The sequence below is a fragment of the Shewanella sp. 30m-14 genome (genome assembly GCF_052977125.1).
The window spans coordinates 26,219-41,690 of the sequence record NZ_JBRILW010000016.1; the positions used below are offsets into that span (position 1 = coordinate 26,219).

The following is a 15,472-nucleotide window of genomic DNA, read 5'->3' on the forward strand; positions in this document are numbered from 1 at the left end:
GTGTTAGCCTTAGTATTCGCAATCGAAACGAATTCAAGCGCAACATGAGCGAATTTCATGTGAGGATAAAATGATAGAGCTTAGACATTTACGTACGTTAGTTGCCCTAAAGGAAAGCGGCAGCCTCGCTGGGGCTGCAAAAAAACGCTTCGTCACCCAGTCGGCACTGTCTCATCAGATCAAGGAATTAGAGACTCGCATTAACTCAGCTATTTTTGTGCGCAAGAGTAAGCCCCTCTCTTTCACACAAGAGGGTGCGCGATTGCTCAACCTTGCTGAAGATATTCTGCCGAAAGTGATCGAAACCGAATTTGATTTAAAGAAAGGCTTAGCTGAAGGAGATAATCATTTAGGCGTAGGTATTGAGTGCCACAGCTGCTTCCGTTGGTTAATGCCGGTAATGGAGCAATTTAGAAAACAATACCCACAGGCGGATCTCGACCTCTCTAGTCGCCACTTATTCGACTCATTAAACGCGCTTGAGTTAGGTGAGCTAGATGTCGTGCTGACATCGGATCCAGTACCTGCTCAGTCGATTGCTTATCAGCACTTGTTTGATTTTGAAGTTAGATTAGTGGTTGCCAGCGACCATCCGCTGGCGCAGCAAGAGTATGTTACACCGAAACAGTTAGAAAACTTGGCGATTTTAAGCTACCCAGTTTCACTTGAGCGCTTAGATATTTATCGCCACTTCTTAGAGCCTGCAGGCATAAAGCCTGGGCCACAGGTAAAGTGTGATTTAACCATGATGTTACTGCAGCGTATTGCCTGTAAAGATGGTATTGCGGCGCTGCCTAGTTGGTCGATTAACGAAGCTCATGGACTTAGCCTTACCAGCGTTAAGTTGGGGCCAGATGGCCTTAAACGCCCGCTGTTTGGCGCATACCGTCGTAACGGTGCCAATGCACGCTTAGCCCAACATTGGTTAGAGCTCGTCTCAAAAGAAGGGTTAGCGAAGCAGAGATTGAACTGATCAATCCGTACTATAGTGAGCACTACGCTCTGTAGCATACAAAAAAGCCTGCATATTGCAGGCTTTCTTTTTATAGCGCTTTAAGTAGCAAATTTCTTCTCGCTAATACCCGTCTCAAGACCAAACCTGGAGAGTTAGCGTTATGGGTTTGACGTAAGTTATGCGCGATTAAGAACTCATCACGTAAATCATCATCTAGCCCTAATGACTCAAAAGCTTCAAGCGTTAAGGTTTCTTGTTTATCTTCAATCACAGACTTAAGCAGGCTCAGTGGGTAATCCTGTTCAAGTTCTGAGTTTAAGTAAGCAAATGCCGTTAGTGCAATAATGTCACCAAATACGCTAAATAGTGCCAGGGTTTGCACTTCATCAGGGCTAATTTGCAAACTTTCTAGCTGATGCAGTTGATCAACGGCGTCCGCTGCAATCGCTTCGGTAAGCGCCCAATAACCATGAACCAGCTTTTTGTAAGGCTCATTCAATTCGTCTAAACGCTCTTTCAGATAGAAAGTAAACGCATAACGATAAATATTAACCTGACCTAAACGTACTAAAGCATCTTTTAATGAGCGATTCTTACTCGATTGCGGTGTGGCGTGATCTGCACTGTTGCTGCGCCAAAGCAGATGGGCAGATACGGCCGGATCGGATGACACGATATCGATAACATTACGGATATCACCGTCTGCAATAATGGCCTTTTTCAATGGGATAAGGATCCCTCTACGACCAATTACCTGCTCTTCGTTGCTGATAATTGCGCGTACTTGAGTAAATACTTGCTGCTCAAGATCTGTCATGCGAAACATTAAACCTTATTATTTTTAATCATGATGTGCACTCAATTCCGTGGCAAATTAACCCACACAATGACGTCAAAGGTCAAGCCATATAAGCGACAACCTTAACAAGTTTCAACAATTTTATTCACCTCCACTAAATAAGTAGCTGATAAAACCTGCCATCAGTAGCAAGAGCCAGGAATAGTATTAAAACCGGAGGGATTTTGGCTACGCTAATATATTAATGTAAGCCTTTGTTATATAGCCTGATAAATCGCTTTGGCAAGGTCAAAATAGCCTGCGTCATTTAAATGTACCGCATCCGATTTTTTACTCGGACTTTTCAATAAGCGACTTAACGCATCGTCGACTAAAACCAACTCATATTGCTCTGCAAGCTCCTCATAAATCGGTGACGCCGATAAAAATAGGCTCTTTTGTGGCACCGCAACCAGTAAAACTGGGATCTGTTTCGACTGGGCCATCTCTATCATGGCGGCCAAATTAGATTTAGTCGTCGTGATAGCATGGTTTCTTAAGAAGTCATTACCGCCCTCTAACAAGATTAATAGCTCTGGTGAATACTTATCTAATAACGAAGCTAAACGTGCTGCACCACCCGTTGTTGTCTCGCCCGATACGCCCGCATTAATCACCTCAAAACCACTAAGAGAAGCAAGCTGGCTAGGGTAGTCTTGGCCCTTCGACGCGCCAACGCCATAGGTAAGGCTATCGCCAAAAGCTAATATCCGTGCATTATCTGATAAGGGCGGAATACTCGCCCCAGAGCAAGCTTGCAATAACAGCAGTGCGCAACTAACGAGCAATAGGACAATAGGGCGACGCTTAAATAATGGTTTCATCAATAACTTTTAACTTGAGACTGTAGCCAAAAAATAACATAAAAAAAGCCAGACACAAGGTCTGACTTAAGTACGCATATCATTTTAAATATGTCACAAAAAACTAGAATGCTTGATAGCTAACACTCAAAAATAGCTCTCTACCAGGGCTAAAGTAGTTTTGAGCGGAGATAATCTCTGCGTCAAAGATGTTGTTCGCTTTTAAACGTAAGCTCCAAGCATCATCGAGCTGATAACCCACACTTAAATCAACTTTATGATAGGCATCCAAAAACGCATCATAACCAGCATAACGCTTACCTTGATAATGGTAGTTAGCCAAGAGATCAAAACGTTGCCAGCTATAGCTCAGCATATAGTTAAACTCATTCTCGCTACGGCCAACAAGCTGCTCACCTGTTTGTTTATTCTCAGCATCCAGATAGGTATAACCCAGTTGGTGCTCAAGGCTCAATAACTGGAAATTAGCAGACAGTTCGATACCGCTGATCTCAGCTTCATTGATATTCGCAGGCTTCCAGATATCCCAACCATAATCGTCTTTCTCACCCGTTGGGGCCCAAGCAATCAGATTATCGATAGTATTTTTAAATACACTGATATAAGCACGCACATCTTTAGCATTAAAATGCAGCGTTAGATCGTAACTCTCAGCGGTTTCTGAGAGCAACTCTGCGTTACCAGAACCTGGCCAGTACAGGTCGTTAAAGGTTGGCACTTTAAAGGCCGTACCCGTTGTCGCGGCCAAACTCCATTGAGCATTAAACTGATATGCGAGACTAGCGTTATATGAAACTTCGCTGTCGATATTTTCCACATCATCATAACGCACCGCAACTTCAGCCAGTATATTGCTCCACTGCTTTTGCACTAAGGCGTAGACACCTAAGATATCTCGCTCATCTTGGGCATAATCGCCCTTAACAGACTCATTTGACCAATCGACACCGCCCGTCAGGGTCAAGTCGCTTGCCGCTAGGTATTGGTTACTCCAATTGACCTGATCGCGTTTGGTTTCAAACTCAGATATTGGCACACTGATATCGTTACCCCGAAAGTTCTCGTTTGAATCGCGAGACTGGCTTAAGGCTAATTTGCTGGTAAATCGGTCATTACTGTATTGCGTAGCAAGATCCCAAAAGTAATTCTCATAGTCTGACTCATCTGCCGAACCTGAGGCATAGATATCGTCGTACTGAGTGTTACCTTTATCGTATTGTCCGGTCCAAAGTGCTTGCCAGTTTTGATTAATTTGCTGAGAGCCGTTTACTGAAAGCGCGTTGCGCTTATAACCATCATCATCATTTTCAACCTCTGCGCCGTTATATACATCATAACCTTCTGATTGCTCATGGTTAACGCTCAGTGTTGTACTACCATCGCCATGGGTCATACCTGCGCCAAATGAGCCGCGAATATATTCATTGCTGCCATATTCAGCACCCGCAAACCATTCACCGCCCTTGAGTTGGCGAGTAAAAATCTGAATGACGCCGCCAATAGCATCACTGCCCCACACAGACGCTCGAGGTCCTTTTAGGACTTCGATTCGCTCAATATTTTCAGGTGATAAACTGTTAAAGCTAACTGTACCTAATGTGGCAGAGCCGACTTTAACGCCATCGATTAGGACTAATACATGGTTGGAGTTACTGCCGCGAATACTGACAGATGTTGCCTGACCCGCACCGCCATTGCGCGATACACTAACACCCGGAAGTGTTTCTAATACGTCAGCCACAGACTTTGGATTAAGACGCGCTATCTCTTCACGTTCAATGGTATTAATGACGGTTAGCTGCTGATCGGCGCTTCTATCAAAACGAGAACCGGTTACGGTAATCGTTTCATCAACATTTGCTAAGTGAGATGCGACTTCTTCGGCCGAAACTGAAAAGGCTGATAAGCTAACAAGACTACTGACTAGTAGTGCGATTTTTGATGGTTGTGTTCCCATTTACCTTTTTACTCCTAAAGGAAAACGGGGCAAATACGTCACGGTGACACGACCCATAAATGAAAAAAATCACTCGTTTATTGGTTCGTTTAATTGCCGCATTTCGAGATCTGCCCGCCGAAATCATCGAAATCACTTTGCTGGCCGGTCTCCGGACTTAGGTTCTGTATTAACGTATTAATACCCGAATACAAGCTTTCAACACCTATCCATTAAGGCGCACTTGTCTCTCACCATTCACCGTTGCGGGGGCAGTGTCAGAATTTAACTGACTTCCCGATTATCCCTAAGTTACAGCCGTAACCTGAGGCACCAATAAAGTTGACTAAATATCGTTATAAGTTTTTGTTACTCAAAAGTGAACAAATATCACTATCAAGAGTGCGGCGCATTATAGACGTCTATACGGTTAAATGTCTAACTTAACACCACTTAAAACCCGTATTTAAGCCGAGGAATATTCACCTTGTACTTAGCGATCTAATGTTTCACATTAATATCAGCAACATATAATTATCACATTGAGCCTACCAAGCCTTTAATACAAGCCTTTAATACAAGCTCAGAGGGGTAATACTAGATAAAAACTCTTGCTGATTTTGCGCTTTGATGGGAGGATTTTCTTTGCTAAATGCGTCACCACGAATCGATTTATGAATTAAATACAGATCCAGTTTCCCCCTGATAGCGGTGTAATGGCCAATCTCTCCTAGAGTTTGCACCTCATCATAAGCAATACCTGCTACCGACTTAATATGAGAGTTGGGCATCTTAGTGCAGCCGATAATCGCGCTTGCTGTTTCATGGCCGTTGAGTGGCTCACTTTGCAAGGTTTCAAACACCGTTTCCCCTTGGCAACTGTCGAAGTATACCTCTGCCATAGTCTCTAAAAATTTTTGTGGGCTCACATCTTCAGCGATCCCTTTAAACCCTTGCACACACAGCATAGATGACCAGGTTTGTAACGCTTGAGAAGCGGGAACAAACTCAGCAGAGAACATCGTCTCTTGTTGATTTGAATAAGCGAGTTTCCAGTCTAACGGCAAACTAAAATTAAATGTTTGACTAAAAATCGCTAGTTGCTTGGGAGTTTTATCGACGTGCGCTGTAACCGCTTCATCACTTAAACCGTATGATGGAAAAGCTAGAAATATTACACATAACAGGCCTGCTGCCATGCGCGGAGATAATGACGTCATACCTTTACAATCCTTGTTGGGGGTACTTTTATGAACAGATATTCTATCTGTGCATCTGTCAAAGTGGTACTTAAAAAGTCATTAAATTGAATCCGCATAAATGCACAGTCATCTTCAATGGCTATCACCTCCGCCCTTCTATATTTAACAACAGCTTATATACCGACAGCTAATCTAGATCAAAAAAACACCAAAAAGTACTTGCACAATACAATTACATTTGTAATCTTAAATATACATTACAGCTGTAATCGTAAAGAACATTCAGCAAAGGATGACTTTGAAAGAGGCCGACTTTGAAAGAGAGCAACTATGAAAAAGGTTTTACTATGAAAGAGGTTTTACTATGAAAGAAATCAGTAATGCCGAGCTGTGTGTGCTCAATATCCTTTGGCAATCATCGCCAATGAGTGCTAACGATGTCATCAGTGAATTATCTCGCAGCAATGACTGGCACGAAAAAACGGTCAAGACGCTACTTAACCGCCTAGTAAAAAAACAAGCCATTGGCTTTGACAAGCAGGGCCGCTCATATCTTTACTTCCCGCTCATCGAACAGAGTGAATACCAGCTTAAAGAGAGTGAGTCTTTCATCGAGCGCTTATTCTCTGGTCGCGTCGCTCCCTTAGTGGCCGGTTTTGCCAAGCAAAACAAGCTCAGCGCCGAAGACGTGGCCGAATTACAACAACTGATTGATACCTGGCAAAAGGACAACAAATCATGATGCTATGGATGGCACAGCAAACCCTGTTACTTACTCTTGTTTGCGGTGGTTTACTCATAAGCCACCGCTTTTTACAGCAGCGATTGGGGGCACGTAAAACCTACCAGCTATGGTTAGCAGTTCCCGCTTTGCTGATAAGCTCTGCGTTAATCGCAAGCATGCCCAACACTCTTGCTGCAGCCCAGGCAGAACAATTCGCTCACTATAGCGTTATCGCTAGCAAAGCTATGGCTACAGTTCAAACCAGCGATTACGCCAAGATTGCGCTGTCGATATGGTTAGTTGGCATTGCGGCTATGGTGACTCTGCTCAGCCTACAAGCGATTGCTTTAACTCGCATATTAAGCACTGCGACTAGAGTCCATCACACTGGCGCCAACTTACCGACCTATAGCCACCCCGGTGTGCAATCACCTATGCTCGTCGGGGTCATTAACCCGAAAATCATACTGCCCTCTAATTTTATTCAGCTTAACGCCGATGAGCAGCAATCGATTATCGCCCATGAGCAATACCACCACCAGCGCCGAGATCTGCTCAGTAATTTATTGGCCTACAGCGCACTCAGCCTGTTCTGGTTTAATCCTATTTGTTGGCTCGCTTATCGACGCTTTAGAGATGATCAAGAGTTAGCCTGTGACGCCTTTGTCACTCAATCATTGAATAAACAACAAAAGATCTGCTATAGCCAAGTGCTGTTAGCCTACTCCCAGCAAGCTCATCACGGCCTGCTACACACACATTATGGAAATAAAAACATACTCAAGGAGCGTATTATGCAAATGAAGACATTTCAACAAGGTCAGAGCGGTTTTGCCATTATCGGTTTGACTATCGCATTAGGGATCAGTGGCTTGCTGCTCAATCAGCAGGTGCAGGCCGGCGATCACAACCATGACGCTGTTCACCCAACAATCCGTATCGAGCCTAAGTATCCTATTGAAGCTGCTAACGCTCACCAAAGTGGTTTTGTTGTCTTACAGTTTGATATCAGCCCAAGTGGTGCGGTTAGCAATGTCAGCGTTGTTAAATCATCACCTGAAGGGGTATTTGATAGCTCTGCGACAACTGCACTTAAGCAGTGGCAGTACAGTGAAAGCAGTAAAGGCCTTAAACAGGCAAAGGTACAGCTCGACTTTATGATTGATCCACCAGCGACTGACGTTGAGCGCATCAAAGTTACGCCTTAAACAAGCGGTTATCACTTAAACGAGCTCTGATAAAGAATCTCGCGATATACATGTGATGTGATAAAAAATAGCTAAACCGATAAAAGCGCCAGCAGCTGGCGCTTTTATCGGTTAAAAAATAATGATATCAATAGGTCACACCTCAACCCTTGTTTATTTAAACCTTAGCTTATTTAAACTTTAACTTATTTCAATAAAACGACCGCTTCTTTCAACGCCGCTACAAGCTCAGGATTTCTCAACACTTGCGTTTCCATATCGAAGTTATCAAAAAAGCTTGGCACTGAGAGCGTTGCCCTGACATCTGCAGCAAAGTATGGCGCAGATCCTGAAGCTGCAGCTAATACGCTTGATGCACCGCCCGGCCCAGGAGAGGTAGCAAGTAATAGCATTGGCTTGTTTTGAAACACTTTCATGTCGATACGTGATGTCCAGTCAAACAGGTTTTTATAAGCGGCAGTGTATGAACCATTATGCTCAGCAAAAGAGATAATAATGGCATCGGCTTCACCAATCTTGGCAAAAAACTGCTGCGCCAGCTCTGGGTGACCAAGCTCTTCTTCTCGGTCCTGACTAAAAAGTGGCATCTCATAATCGTTAATATCAAGAATTTCAACCTCAGCTCCCTGCACTAATGATGCTGCATAGGTTGCAAGTTGCTTGTTGATTGACTTAGTGCTGCTGCTAGCTGCAAAGGCTAATAGTTTCATAATAGGACTCTCATATTCAGTGACTGCAGTTAACTCTGCAAATTGCGTTGGGTTCAAGTACCGTGCTCACAATTAAGCAAAGGTTAAGTTTAGAACGACAACTCGATGTAGAGCAGTGTATATTGATGACAAATAAAGATTAATAGCCTCAAAAGATATTTACTATTTCCATATGGCTTTTAATTAAGGGGGGATATGACTATAAATAAACTATTTGATGGAATTGTAATATTTGTCCAAGTCGTAAAAAGTGCTGGCTTCTCAGCCGCGGCAGAGGCTTTAGGTCACTCTACCTCTTATGTGAGTAAAGAGGTCAATAAGCTTGAAGCTCGACTTGGGGTCAGGCTACTCAATAGAACCACCCGCTCTATCGGCTTAACACCCGAGGGAGAGGCTTACTATCAGCAGTGCTTACAGTTAATAATTGATGCCGAACAGGCGGTGGGCTTGGTCACTCAACATGATGTCAGCCCCCGCGGTGTACTTAAATTAAGTTGCCCGGTCGGCTTTGCGCAAAACTACCTTAAGCCCATTATTTCTGAATACCTGCAGCGATACCCCAATGTAAGTTTAGACTTAGATTTAAGCGATAAACGCACCGATGTGATTGCCGACGGTTATGATTTAGCCATTAGAGCATCAGCACACCTTGAAGAGTCGAGCCTTATTTGCCGCAAACTTTATAGCTGCAAAGCCTACACTGTGGCGTCGAAAGCGTATATTTCACGCCACGGAAAACCCCACCATCCCAGAGAATTAGAAACACACTACGGCATCTGCTACTCCAATCATAAGCAGCCAAGCCGCTGGGATTATATTGATCATGACGGCAAACATTTTGTCGTTGATATTCGCCCAAAAATACTCTGCAACAATGGTGATATGCAGCTGGATATGGCACTGGCGGGTCATGGCATCACTCGTTTACCGAGTTTCTATATGCGAGATGCGCTTGAAAGTGATCAGCTAGAGATTTTATTTGAACACTTTCCTAATTCCGATATCGATGTTTTTGTCGTTTACCCGAGCCGTAAACACTTATCGCCTAAAGTCAGGGCATTTATCGACTTAGCGGCTAAACACTTAACCCGCTGCTAATGTTAACCTTTATACCCAAGTTTTAAATTTATTGCTTTAAAGTAAACCAATACCGAACTTATAATAAATAACATTTCCCAGTCACAGTTAACGCTTCTTTTTAACTGTGCTAAAAATCTTTCCACTGGGATCTCAAACTACTTAGGTGATGTGCGTGCTAAAGAAAGCTCTTGCAATGTCCAGCTCAACCCAGATGTTAGTGGCCATGTTTGTTGGTTTTGCCGTGGGGCTGTTTTTCGGGGAATCCATCGCTTGGATGGCGACCATAGGCACAGGGGTGATCTTGCTGATGCAGATGACGGTACTGCCCTATATCGTTGTGTCACTCGTTGGCGGTATTGGTAAACTGCAAAAAAATACAGCCAAACTTATTTTTAGCCGCGCCGGTCTTATCATGTTGCTGCTTTGGCTATTAGCGATTGTAATGATTGCTTTAATGCCGCTGTCTTTCCCTGTTATCGAATCGGCCTCCTTCTTTAGTACCAGCAGCATTGAACCTGTTACACCAATCGATTATTTCAAGCTGTATATTCCCTCTAACCCCTTTGAGTCCATGGCTGATGGTTATGTACCTGCCATGGTGGTATTTAGCATCGCTATGGGGCTTGCGCTTATCGGCATGCAAGGCGAGCATAAACAGCAAATACTGACCTTTATGCATACCAGCTCAGAAATTTTTTCGCGCATTACTCAAGGTCTAGTGAAAATTCTACCTATCGGTATTTTTGCTATGTCGGCCTCGGCAGCAGGCACCATGGGAGTCGATGAGTTTGCCAGTATGCAGGTTTACCTTATCAGCTACTTTGTGCTGTGTTTGCTACTCACATTTTGGGTATTGCCCTGGATTGTAGCTTCGTTGACGCCCATTACCTTTGCTCAAGCACTGCGCATTTCTAAATCCAGCCTAGTCACCGCTTTTGCTACCGGTAACATCTTCATCGTAATCCCGGTGATTGTTGAAGAGTGTAAGCAGGTGATGCGCGAGCACGACGACTTATGCGAAGACGGCGCCACCTTGATTGAAATTTTGGTGCCTATCGCCTTTACCTTCCCTAATATCGGTAAGCTCACCGTTATTATGTTTATCTATTTTGCAGGTTGGTTTAATGGTACTCCTGTTGATATTACCAGTATCCCTTCGCTTTCTATCAGTGGGCTATTAGCGCTATTTGGCAGTGTCTATGTGGCCATTCCGTTTATGCTCGACTTAGTTAAACTCCCAACTGATCTATTCCAGTTATTTGTCATGTCTGGCTTTATCACAGGTAAATTTAATTCCATTGCGGCGGTAATGAACCTGTTTGCACTCACCTTATTAACGGCATCGCTGTTTCAAAAATCACTCAAAATACGCCCGCCGCAACTATTGAAGATGAGTGTAGGCATTGGTATCAGTGTGTTTGCAACCTTATTAGTTTGCCGTGTCGGCATGGGGATGTTTATTCATAGCCCAGAGATCACCAGTGGCGTTATCGCCAACATGCAGGTGGCCGATAAAGTACCGACCAAAGTAAAAAAACAGTTCCCGATTGTAGGCCAAACTCCCGCAACCCCCATCCGAGGGGTACAAGCGATTCGAGATGCGGGCACCCTCAGAGTGGGTTATATCCCAAGTAACGTGCCCTTTAGTTATTACAACAATGCTGGACACTTAGTCGGGTTTGATACCGCTATGGCGACGAAACTTGCAGAAGACTTAAAGGTGAAAATTGAATTTATTCCCTTTAAAAAAGACCAACTGGTCGCCTCTCTAAAAGCGGGTTTTTTTGATATTGCCATGTCAGGACTTGCCATGGACATCGAGCAGATGGATGCCTTAAGTTACGCTAACCCAGTGCTTGAGCTTAACCTTGCTATAGCGACTAAAGACTATTTGGTGAACGACTTTAAGAGTAACGAAAAAATTAAAGAGATGCAGGGCATGACCATAGCTTATGTTGAACATAGCGACGCTATCGAAGAGGCTAGGCGTTTCGCCCCCAACCTCAAGTTTGTAAAAATTGAAGGCTACAAAGACTTCTTTAGGCAGAAAAAACACAAATATGATGCGGTAGTGATCAGTGCCCAGGCAGGCTCAGCCTGGACCTTGTTCTTCCCGGGCTACGGTATTGCACTGCTGGAAAATAAAACACATTATCCTGTGGCGTACGCGGTCGCACAATATAACCAGTCGCTGCTCAACTACATCAATAATTGGCAGCGCTTACGTAAAGTTGATGGTACCCAAGCAGCTATTTACGATTATTGGATGCTAGGTAAAGGCGCTAAAAAAGTAGAGCCGCGTTGGTCAATCATTCACAATGTACTGCACTGGACAGACTAATCACTAAATGAGGCTGGTGCCCAGTGAGCTTGAGTTTAAGTTTAAGTTTAAGTTTGAGCCAAGTGGTTACTTAGCAGACGATTCCTTTAAGGGCTATGTAGGCGTTGGCGTCGACAATTGCTTAACTTCAACCTCGCTCAGATAGCGCCACAGCCCCAGCTCAACATCGAGTTTAAGCTCGCCTATCTGCTCACGATGCAAGCCGTTGACGCGATTCCCCACTGCGGCAAACATCCGCTTCACCTGATGATACTTGCCCTCGGTAATGGTAAGTAACACCTCTTTAGGCGTGACAATCTCAAGCTTCGCTGGGAGTGTTAGCGCCTTTTCATTTTGCAATTGCACACCCTGTTTAAACTTTTCAGCAACGTCTTCGGCAACTGGGTCTCTTAAGGTCACTCGGTAGGTCTTTTCACACTGTTTGTCGGGTCTGATAATATCAAACGACCAACGACCGTCATCGGTCAGTAGCACTAAGCCTGTCGTGTCGGCATCAAGCCTACCTACAATGTGTAAATCTTCCACTCTTTCGAGCTTAATACAGTTAAACAGGCTTGGATAATCGCCATCCACATTCGAGCTTAAGGTATGGATTGGCTTATGCAGCATGATGTAACGCGATGGCCGCGCCACTAATCTGCCCCCTTGATAGCGGATCTCATTGCTTTCATGTACCTGAAAAGCCACATCCGTGATGGTCTCGCCATTGACGCTAATTTCAGCGCGCTCAATACAATCGCTAGCCTGAGCACGACTGAGATCGGTACTTTTACAGATAAATTTGTCTAAACGCATGTTACTTAGTTATCACCCAATATTTTTACTGTACTTTTTTACAATACGACTCACCGTACTAGCCCCTGTATTAGCGCAAAGAGGACTCATTGTACTAGCCCCAGCATTAGCGCCGAGACGACTTACTGTAGTTAGCCCCAGTATTAGCTCCAAGAGGACTTACAGCACCCCAATACTAAGCTGGATTATCGCAAGCAGCCAAAATTGCACAAGCGCTCATTTTAAAATGGTCAGTATTTATCGACTCTTATAGAGGTTCAGCTATTAAGCGGCCGCGATTTCAGGCACAATACCGGCCTAAGAAAAGGCTGAAAAAGCCAGTTACTTTGTCGTAAACGCTTAGGAACCCCAAATGACGCAGATCACCCTACTTACCCCTGACGATTGGCACCTACATTTTCGCGATGGCGATATGTTACAAGAAACGGTTCCCGCAACAGCGCGCCTGTTTCAACGTGCGATTGTTATGCCTAACCTTTTACCACCTGTCACCGATGCGAAGATGGTAACTGAGTATCGTGAACGTATTTTGGCTGCGCGCCCAGCAGGTTCGACTTTTGAACCGCTTATGACCATCTTCTTGACTAACAACACCACAGAGCAAGACATCATTGATGCTAAAGCTGCCGGCGTTGTTGCTGCAAAGCTTTACCCTGCAGGTGCAACCACCAATTCAGACGCGGCTGTCAAAACGCTTGATGCGCTGTTCCCTGTATTTGAAGCCATGGCTAAACACGGTATGTTGCTATTGGTACACGGTGAAGTCACTGAATCGCATATCGATATTTTCGACCGTGAAGCCATATTTATTGAGCGCTACCTTGCCCGCATCGTTGCCTCTTTCCCAAGCCTAAAAGTGGTATTTGAGCACATCACCACTAAAGATGCGGCTGACTTTGTTATGTCAGCAGCGGACAATGTGGCGGCAACGATTACCCCGCAGCATTTATTACTTAACCGTAATGACTTGCTTGTAGGTGGCGTTCGCCCACATAACTTCTGCTTGCCAGTTCTTAAGCGCAGCACCCACCAAGAAGCGCTTCGCGCTGCGGTTGCAACAGGCTCAAGTAAGTTCTTCTTAGGCACCGACTCCGCGCCGCACGAGAAGCACCGCAAAGAGTCAGCTTGTGGCTGCGCCGGTTGTTATAGCGCGTGGAGTGCATTAGAGCTATATGCACAGGTCTTTGATGACTTAGGTGCACTAGATAAACTTGAAGGCTTTGCCAGTAAGCATGGCCCTGACTTCTATGGCCTTGCTCGCAACACTAGCACGGTGACGCTAGTGAAAGAGAAATGGACGGTTCCGAGCGAAATCATCTTGCCAAACGGTAATCCAATCGTGCCATTCTTCGCCGGTGAAGAAGTTAACTGGAAAGTGAAGAACGCTTAACAAGCATTCCCGCCTTCACTTTTATTAAGATTGAAAAGCTCGCTTATTGCGGGCTTTTTTGTTTTTAAAGTCTCGTTATGTCGCCAAATGTATGCATATTTGCGCCACATACACATGTTGTTACCTGCAGACATCAACTGAATTGAGAATAAGATAAAGATACACTTGTATACAAAGTTAACACATCATTTATCATCAGCTTGCGCTTAAATAGCTCAATGCAAACGCATAACTTAAAGTCTTTTTAAGTCCCCCACGCAAGGAGCAACCGATGAAGAAAATGATTACATTAACCGCGATTATACTGACCTCAATCACTTTTAATGCATCAGCCGCAATGGAACCTAATTTAGAGAAAACACTCATCGCAGTCTGTAAAACAGGCTTAAATAACAACCTCTTTTTGTATAACAGAACCATGCAGGAACATAAAATCAACAAGCGCAGAGTGTTTCCAAAACTCGTGTGTAACGGTCAGAGTTTCCATCAATTCGCACTCTCTAATGGCGCTAACAAAATTGCCGCTAAAATTACCCCCTATAGCTTAGGTACAACAACGATTACCGATATCGCAATGACGCCCCCACAAGACGCAAACTACTCAGTCACGTTTTAACACCATTAAGCTAACGAAAAGCCACCAGCTTTTCGTTAGTTTCTCTGATTTAAGATGACTGCGACTCTCGCCCTATCGCATCACCTAAAGGCTCAAAATAAGCGATGAGCGCATTAAAAATCTGCGCTCTATGCTCAATACTTGGGTAACCTCCAGCATCAAATAAGGACGACTTTAAGGTTTCATCAACCAAGTAAGGGTTACAAATCTCTTGATAAGACTCAATGCAGCTCTCAAAGGCCCGCGCCATTAACTCGGTTGGCCGCGAAAAATACTGAGTACCGTACTGCTTATCGAGCACAATTGCCCGACTAACATAGTCATGGCCATCGTTGCCATTATCAGAAAGCATCGTCACCTCAAATACCCGCTCTAAACGCTGATTCAACGGATGCTTTATCGGTTTAACATCGGCTATCCAACTGTGGCTAGCAAAGGAGATCCCCCGTGGTGACGTATGGTAGGATTTTGGCGCAATATAATGGTCAAACGCATGCCAGAATTCATGGGCAAGCGCCCCAGCTCCTGCATTTTTGGCCAGTGCTAACTCACACCGGTGCGGCGCATAATGGGCCTGTACGCCTTTTTGACCACCACTACCAAAAGCGAGGTTTAAGGTTTCGCGCAGGCCGATTGCTTTAGGAGGGAGTTTTAAGATAAACGCCAAATCTGCTAACGAATCAAAAATCAGGTTAGCCGCTTTATCCCGCTCCTCGTTTTCAACCCACTTACCAAGGCGAATATGACCAAGACCGAATACCTGTTTGATATCAACAAAACTCACTTGCTCATCGAACCGATAATCTGGACCTATACGTTTATAACTGCGGCTTTTTAACACTTATCGATTCCC

The 15,472-nt window shown here is 44.4% G+C and carries 14 protein-coding genes and 1 riboswitch; of the genes, 7 read left to right on the forward strand and 7 right to left on the reverse strand.

The window, feature by feature from the left end; translation table 11 throughout:
- The first annotated feature begins 70 nt into the window (after positions 1-70).
- Positions 71-973 carry a LysR family transcriptional regulator gene (locus tag ACVBIU_RS12915; protein ID WP_447160731.1) on the forward strand — a complete coding sequence of 301 codons (903 nt, stop codon included), beginning with the start codon at positions 71-73 and terminating at the stop codon, positions 971-973.
- A gap of 70 nt (positions 974-1,043) precedes the next feature.
- Here the strand turns inward: ACVBIU_RS12915 and ACVBIU_RS12920 are convergent, their stop codons facing one another.
- The 4 genes from ACVBIU_RS12920 to ACVBIU_RS12935 form a co-directional block, all read right to left on the reverse strand.
- Positions 1,044-1,772, reverse strand: coding sequence for an HDOD domain-containing protein (locus ACVBIU_RS12920; RefSeq protein ID WP_447160771.1), 729 nt, complete (start codon positions 1,770-1,772; stop codon positions 1,044-1,046).
- 239 nt (positions 1,773-2,011) lie between these two features.
- Positions 2,012-2,617 (reverse strand): arylesterase, encoded by a 606-nt coding sequence (locus tag ACVBIU_RS12925; protein ID WP_447163957.1) that lies wholly within the window; start codon positions 2,615-2,617, stop codon positions 2,012-2,014.
- A 103-nt stretch (positions 2,618-2,720) separates the two neighbouring features.
- Positions 2,721-4,574, reverse strand: a complete 1,854-nt coding sequence (locus ACVBIU_RS12930; RefSeq protein ID WP_447160729.1) for a TonB-dependent receptor domain-containing protein — start codon at positions 4,572-4,574, stop codon at positions 2,721-2,723.
- Positions 4,575-4,699: 125 nt separating this feature from the next.
- Positions 4,700-4,906, reverse strand: a riboswitch (cobalamin riboswitch).
- Between the two features lie 219 nt (positions 4,907-5,125).
- Positions 5,126-5,773, reverse strand: coding sequence for a hypothetical protein (locus tag ACVBIU_RS12935; RefSeq protein ID WP_447160728.1), 648 nt, complete (start codon positions 5,771-5,773; stop codon positions 5,126-5,128).
- Between the two features lie 346 nt (positions 5,774-6,119).
- On the opposite strand from ACVBIU_RS12935, the gene ACVBIU_RS12940 reads away from it, so the two are divergent.
- Together ACVBIU_RS12940 and ACVBIU_RS12945 are read left to right on the forward strand one after the other, a co-directional pair.
- Complete coding sequence (locus ACVBIU_RS12940; RefSeq protein ID WP_447160727.1) at positions 6,120-6,497, forward strand: BlaI/MecI/CopY family transcriptional regulator; 378 nt, start codon at positions 6,120-6,122, stop codon at positions 6,495-6,497.
- The gene (locus tag ACVBIU_RS12945) at positions 6,494-7,687 is read left to right on the forward strand and encodes a TonB family protein (RefSeq protein ID WP_447160726.1); all 1,194 of its coding nucleotides are present in this window, start codon (positions 6,494-6,496) and stop codon (positions 7,685-7,687) included. Before ACVBIU_RS12940 ends, ACVBIU_RS12945 begins: the two co-directional genes overlap by 4 nt.
- A 185-nt stretch (positions 7,688-7,872) precedes the next feature.
- Here ACVBIU_RS12945 and ACVBIU_RS12950 read toward each other — a convergent pair whose 3' ends face one another.
- On the reverse strand, positions 7,873-8,397 hold the full coding sequence (locus ACVBIU_RS12950) for an NADPH-dependent FMN reductase (protein ID WP_447160725.1): 525 nt from the start codon (positions 8,395-8,397) through the stop codon (positions 7,873-7,875).
- Positions 8,398-8,592: 195 nt separating this feature from the next.
- Between ACVBIU_RS12950 and ACVBIU_RS12955 the strand changes: the two genes are divergently transcribed.
- Both ACVBIU_RS12955 and ACVBIU_RS12960 read left to right on the forward strand, forming a co-directional pair.
- On the forward strand, positions 8,593-9,495 hold the full coding sequence (locus tag ACVBIU_RS12955) for a LysR family transcriptional regulator (protein WP_447163958.1): 903 nt from the start codon (positions 8,593-8,595) through the stop codon (positions 9,493-9,495).
- A gap of 175 nt (positions 9,496-9,670) precedes the next feature.
- Complete coding sequence (locus ACVBIU_RS12960; RefSeq protein ID WP_447163959.1) at positions 9,671-11,818, forward strand: cation:dicarboxylate symporter family transporter; 2,148 nt, start codon at positions 9,671-9,673, stop codon at positions 11,816-11,818.
- Positions 11,819-11,911: 93 nt separating this feature from the next.
- Here the strand turns inward: ACVBIU_RS12960 and ACVBIU_RS12965 are convergent, their stop codons facing one another.
- On the reverse strand, positions 11,912-12,613 hold the full coding sequence (locus ACVBIU_RS12965; protein ID WP_447163960.1) for a pseudouridine synthase: 702 nt from the start codon (positions 12,611-12,613) through the stop codon (positions 11,912-11,914).
- Between the two features lie 352 nt (positions 12,614-12,965).
- On the opposite strand from ACVBIU_RS12965, the gene pyrC reads away from it, so the two are divergent.
- Positions 12,966-14,003: a dihydroorotase gene (gene pyrC, locus ACVBIU_RS12970; protein ID WP_447163961.1), complete on the forward strand. Its 1,038-nt coding sequence runs from the start codon at positions 12,966-12,968 to the stop codon at positions 14,001-14,003.
- A gap of 271 nt (positions 14,004-14,274) precedes the next feature.
- The gene (locus tag ACVBIU_RS12975; RefSeq protein ID WP_447160720.1) at positions 14,275-14,619 is read left to right on the forward strand and encodes a DUF3718 domain-containing protein; all 345 of its coding nucleotides are present in this window, start codon (positions 14,275-14,277) and stop codon (positions 14,617-14,619) included.
- A 49-nt stretch (positions 14,620-14,668) separates the two neighbouring features.
- Here ACVBIU_RS12975 and ACVBIU_RS12980 read toward each other — a convergent pair whose 3' ends face one another.
- Complete coding sequence (locus ACVBIU_RS12980; RefSeq protein WP_447160719.1) at positions 14,669-15,460, reverse strand: CLCA_X family protein; 792 nt, start codon at positions 15,458-15,460, stop codon at positions 14,669-14,671.
- Positions 15,461-15,472 lie beyond the last annotated feature (12 nt).

What these genes read in the sequence shown, in the direction of transcription:
- ACVBIU_RS12915 (WP_447160731.1), top strand. Translation starts at nt 71, where the DNA reads ATGATAGAGCTTAGACATTTACGTACGTTAGTTGCCCTAAAGGAAAGC.
- ACVBIU_RS12920 (WP_447160771.1), bottom strand. Translation starts at nt 1,772, where the DNA reads ATGACAGATCTTGAGCAGCAAGTATTTACTCAAGTACGCGCAATTATC.
- ACVBIU_RS12925 (WP_447163957.1), bottom strand. Translation starts at nt 2,617, where the DNA reads ATGAAACCATTATTTAAGCGTCGCCCTATTGTCCTATTGCTCGTTAGT.
- ACVBIU_RS12930 (WP_447160729.1), bottom strand. Translation starts at nt 4,574, where the DNA reads ATGGGAACACAACCATCAAAAATCGCACTACTAGTCAGTAGTCTTGTT.
- ACVBIU_RS12935 (WP_447160728.1), bottom strand. Translation starts at nt 5,773, where the DNA reads ATGACGTCATTATCTCCGCGCATGGCAGCAGGCCTGTTATGTGTAATA.
- ACVBIU_RS12940 (WP_447160727.1), top strand. Translation starts at nt 6,120, where the DNA reads ATGAAAGAAATCAGTAATGCCGAGCTGTGTGTGCTCAATATCCTTTGG.
- ACVBIU_RS12945 (WP_447160726.1), top strand. Translation starts at nt 6,494, where the DNA reads ATGATGCTATGGATGGCACAGCAAACCCTGTTACTTACTCTTGTTTGC.
- ACVBIU_RS12950 (WP_447160725.1), bottom strand. Translation starts at nt 8,397, where the DNA reads ATGAAACTATTAGCCTTTGCAGCTAGCAGCAGCACTAAGTCAATCAAC.
- ACVBIU_RS12955 (WP_447163958.1), top strand. Translation starts at nt 8,593, where the DNA reads ATGACTATAAATAAACTATTTGATGGAATTGTAATATTTGTCCAAGTC.
- ACVBIU_RS12960 (WP_447163959.1), top strand. Translation starts at nt 9,671, where the DNA reads ATGTCCAGCTCAACCCAGATGTTAGTGGCCATGTTTGTTGGTTTTGCC.
- ACVBIU_RS12965 (WP_447163960.1), bottom strand. Translation starts at nt 12,613, where the DNA reads ATGCGTTTAGACAAATTTATCTGTAAAAGTACCGATCTCAGTCGTGCT.
- pyrC (WP_447163961.1), top strand. Translation starts at nt 12,966, where the DNA reads ATGACGCAGATCACCCTACTTACCCCTGACGATTGGCACCTACATTTT.
- ACVBIU_RS12975 (WP_447160720.1), top strand. Translation starts at nt 14,275, where the DNA reads ATGAAGAAAATGATTACATTAACCGCGATTATACTGACCTCAATCACT.